This is a genomic window from Testudinibacter sp. 'clade 2', assembly GCF_006227735.1.
Taxonomy (GTDB): domain Bacteria; phylum Pseudomonadota; class Gammaproteobacteria; order Enterobacterales; family Pasteurellaceae; genus Chelonobacter.
On sequence record NZ_VDHB01000167.1, the window covers coordinates 1 to 3,688 of the forward strand.

Below are 3,688 nucleotides of genomic sequence, written 5' to 3' on the forward strand. Positions count from 1 at the left end.
CCGCCCGTTTGCGAAGTGCTATATAAGCACTTAATCAATAAAGGAAAAATGCAAAGTGCGGTTCGGGGCGATATATAATCGCCCCCTACTTTTACAATATTAATCGTGTATTTTAACCTTTGTCAGCAGTCTAAACCCGCTGATTTAGCGGGTTTTTGTTTATTTTCCCAACCGCTCTTTATAATGCCGGCGGCAAACAGACAAATAGCTGTCATTTCCGCCGATTTGAATCTGCTCGCCAGCTTTGACTACTTCGCCTTTTTCGTTCAAACGCAGTACAAAGTTAGCTTTGCGACCACAGTAACAAATAGTTTTCAGCTCTTCCAACTGATCTGCCCAAGCTAATAAATATTGGCTGCCTTTGAACAATTCTCCCTGAAAATCGGTGCGTAAACCATAGCATAATACCGGAATGTGTAGTTTATCGACCACATCACTCAGTTGATACACCTGTGTTTTGGTTAAAAACTGGGCTTCATCGATCAAAATACAGTGCAGCGGTTGTTGGCGAATTTGCGCTTTGATTTGTTGGTATAAATCCGTTTCATTAGTGAACACCAAGGCTTCTTGGCTGATGCCGATGCGTGAGGTGACTTTGGCTGTGCCGAAGCGATTGTCGATTGCGGCAGTGTAAACCAAGGTGTTCATGTGCCGCTCGCGATAGTTATAAGAGGACTGCAGCAAGGTAGTCGATTTGCCGGCGTTCATGGATGAGTAATAAAAATAGAGTTTTGCCATAATCTGTGATTCGTTCTAAATCAATTCTTTAGCCAGTAGTAAATCCAGTAGAACAAGACGCTGACCAAAACCGGTAAACAGGCCAGCACAAAAATGCCGACAGTGGTGCTGGCGCCAAACCAGTGCCCAAGTGCGGTCAGATAATCCATTAATTGTTCTGTAGGTAAGCTGAATAAAAAATAGGCAATAATGGCAATACTGATAGCACAACCTAATCCAGCCGCATGCATCGCCTGTGTTTTTTTGATATTTTCCATAACTCGTCCGTTCAAAATAAAAATTGTTGGAGTCCTATCATAACAAACTATTTGGCAAAAGGCATTTGGCAAACGGTGCTGATGAATCATTTAGACATTCCCCTAGCTTGGTTTATAATGTGAATATGATTAAAAATAAAGGACATGATATGCAATTTTCAAAAATGCACGGTCTGGGAAACGATTTTATGGTGGTGGACGGCATCACCCAGAATGTTTTTTTCCCGGAAGGCACGATTCGTCGCTTGGCGGATCGTCATCGAGGTGTGGGTTTTGATCAATTGTTGTTGGTTGAACCGCCTTATGACCCGGATATGGATTTCCATTACCGCATTTTTAATGCCGACGGCAGCGAAGTGGCACAATGCGGCAACGGTGCGCGCTGTTTTGCGCGTTTTGTGCAGTTGAAAGGCTTGACCAACAAAAAAGAGATCCGTGTTAGCACGCAAAAAGGCAAAATGGTGCTGAGCATTAAAGATGACGATCAAATCCGAGTCAATATGGGCGAGCCGATTTGGGAGCCGAGTAAAGTGCCGTTCAGCGCCAATAAATTTGAGAAAAATTATATTTTGCGTACCGAGTTGGAAACCGTGCTGTGCGGTGTGGTGTCGATGGGCAATCCGCATTGCGTGCTGACGGTGGATGATGTGGCGACAGCGCCGGTCGAGCGCTTAGGACCATTGTTGGAACATCACGAACGCTTTCCGGAACGTGCTAATGTAGGCTTTATGCAGATTATCAACCGCAAGCAGATTAAATTGCGGGTGTTTGAACGGGGCGCGGGCGAGACCCAAGCCTGTGGCAGTGGTGCTTGTGCCGCGGCGGCAGTCGGCATCATGCAGAGTGTGTTGGATCATCGGGTCGAAGTCGAGTTGCCCGGTGGAAAATTGTTGATCGAATGGCAAGGCGAGGGCAAACCGTTGTTTATGACCGGTGATGCGACACATCTGTTTGACGGTTATATTCGATTGTAAGGGATTGTGATGAGCGAAGAATTGAACGCAAGTGCGGTAGCGGATTATCTGTATCAGCATCCGGATTTTTTTCAGGACTACCCGCAATTGTTAGACCAATTGCAAGTGATACACCGACAGAAAGGGGTTTTGTCGCTGGTCGAAGCCAAGCTGCAACGCCAGCGTGATCAATTGCAGCGGCAACAGCAGGAGCTGGATACGATTCATAAAATGGCAGAACACAATGAGCGAATGTTTTTCAGCTTGTTACCGCTACAAACCCGGTTTTCACAAGCCAAACGCTTACCTGACGGGTTAACGATCTTGCAAGACTGGACAACCGCACTTGGCTTGCAAAAAGGCACGCTGTTGCTGTTTCGTGACAGTTGGGTGGAAAGCGAGGAAATCGCAGCCCACAATTGGTTGGATCGTACTGCATTTGAGATTATCCGTTTGGAACGTTTCGGTTTGCAGCGCCACTATTTAGGCACCTTGACGCACCGTGAAAAAACGCTGTTGTTATTGCCGGAGGATTTTCCGATTGGCTCGGTGGCGCTTTGCCTGTTGGGTAAACGTAAATCGCGCCACCCTTACACGGCGGTGTTATTGTTTGCGGCAAAAGACGAACGCCATTTTCACCGTCATCAAGAGACTACTTTTTTGCAACAGTTAGCGGAAATGGTCGAACAACATTTAGATCATTGGTTGATTGAGAAAATTTAACATGGATACAAGCGCATTTTTACAACCCGTGCAGAATTATTTGAATTACCTGCGTATTGAGCGTCAGTTAAGCGATTTAACAATTGCCAACTATGAACGTCAATTAATCGTGTGCATCAGCATTTTGCAATCACAGCAGATTGAAAACTGGCAACAAGTTGATGCCAGTGTGGTTCGCTTTATTCTAGCCGTCAGTAAAAAACAGCACTTATCTGCAAAAACCTTGGCGCTGCGTCTTTCCAGCTTGCGCGGCTTCTTGAACTATCTGCTGTCACAAGGTGAAATCGAGGTGAATCCGGCAAGTGCGGTTTCTGCACCGAAAGCAGCTAAACGTTTACCGAAAAATATTGAAGCCGAACAGCTTGGATTACTATTGGATAGTTCAAGTAAGGAGCCGATTGATATACGTGATTTGGCGATGATGGAGCTGATGTACAGCGCCGGTTTGCGCTTAAACGAGCTGCGACAGCTGAATGTCCGTGATTTACAAAGCCGCAGCAGAGAATTGCGCGTGATCGGCAAAGGTAATAAAGAGCGGATTTTGCCTTACGGACGCTATGCCGCACAAGCGCTGCAAAAATGGCTGGCGGTGCGGGTGTTGTTTAATCCGGAAGACGATGCCTTGTTTGTTAGTCAGCGAGGTAAACGAATCGGCCACCGTGGGATCCAAAAACGCTTGGAAGTGTGGGGGCAACGGCAGGGTTTGCCGACCCATTTAAACCCGCACAAACTGCGCCATTCGTTTGCCACCCATATGCTGGAATCCAGCTCTGACCTGCGTGCGGTGCAAGAGTTATTAGGACACGCCAATCTCTCCACCACCCAAATCTACACCCATCTGGATTTCAAACACCTTGCTGACGTGTACGACTCAGCCCACCCGAGGGCGAAGCGGAAGTGAGTAAGATTGTGCCGCAATAATTCCTTCGCCCCTTGTGGAAGAAAGACAGATTTTGGCTTTGTTCAGAAGCAAAAATCAGGATGAGGGGGCAGGATGTAGTGCTGTGATCCGATATC

5 protein-coding genes are annotated in these 3,688 nt (G+C 46.7%); 3 read left to right on the top strand and 2 right to left on the bottom strand.

Features of this window, described 5'->3' with window-relative positions; genetic code table 11:
- Positions 1-159: 159 nt before the first annotated feature.
- Positions 160-738, bottom strand: a complete 579-nt coding sequence (locus FHQ30_RS11655) for a thymidine kinase (RefSeq protein ID WP_139611578.1) — start codon at positions 736-738, stop codon at positions 160-162.
- Positions 739-758: 20 nt separating this feature from the next.
- Positions 759-995: a hypothetical protein gene (locus FHQ30_RS11660; RefSeq protein ID WP_139611577.1), complete on the bottom strand. Its 237-nt coding sequence runs from the start codon at positions 993-995 to the stop codon at positions 759-761.
- A gap of 149 nt (positions 996-1,144) precedes the next feature.
- Here FHQ30_RS11660 and dapF point away from each other — a divergent pair, with 149 nt between their 5' ends.
- Genes dapF through xerC form a run of 3 tightly spaced genes read left to right on the top strand, consistent with a single transcriptional unit; the run spans position 1,145 to position 3,572 of the window.
- Positions 1,145-1,969, top strand: a complete 825-nt coding sequence (gene dapF, locus FHQ30_RS11665) for a diaminopimelate epimerase (RefSeq protein ID WP_139611576.1) — start codon at positions 1,145-1,147, stop codon at positions 1,967-1,969.
- A gap of 9 nt (positions 1,970-1,978) precedes the next feature.
- The gene (locus FHQ30_RS11670; protein ID WP_139611575.1) at positions 1,979-2,671 is read left to right on the top strand and encodes a DUF484 family protein; all 693 of its coding nucleotides are present in this window, start codon (positions 1,979-1,981) and stop codon (positions 2,669-2,671) included.
- 1 nt (position 2,672) lies between these two features.
- The gene (gene xerC, locus FHQ30_RS11675) at positions 2,673-3,572 is read left to right on the top strand and encodes a tyrosine recombinase XerC (protein ID WP_139611574.1); all 900 of its coding nucleotides are present in this window, start codon (positions 2,673-2,675) and stop codon (positions 3,570-3,572) included.
- The last annotated feature ends 116 nt before the right edge of the window (positions 3,573-3,688 follow it).

Coding starts and splice junctions, on each gene's coding strand:
- FHQ30_RS11655 (WP_139611578.1), bottom strand. CDS start 738: ATGGCAAAACTCTATTTTTATTACTCATCCATGAACGCCGGCAAATCG.
- FHQ30_RS11660 (WP_139611577.1), bottom strand. CDS start 995: ATGGAAAATATCAAAAAAACACAGGCGATGCATGCGGCTGGATTAGGT.
- dapF (WP_139611576.1), top strand. CDS start 1,145: ATGCAATTTTCAAAAATGCACGGTCTGGGAAACGATTTTATGGTGGTG.
- FHQ30_RS11670 (WP_139611575.1), top strand. CDS start 1,979: ATGAGCGAAGAATTGAACGCAAGTGCGGTAGCGGATTATCTGTATCAG.
- xerC (WP_139611574.1), top strand. CDS start 2,673: ATGGATACAAGCGCATTTTTACAACCCGTGCAGAATTATTTGAATTAC.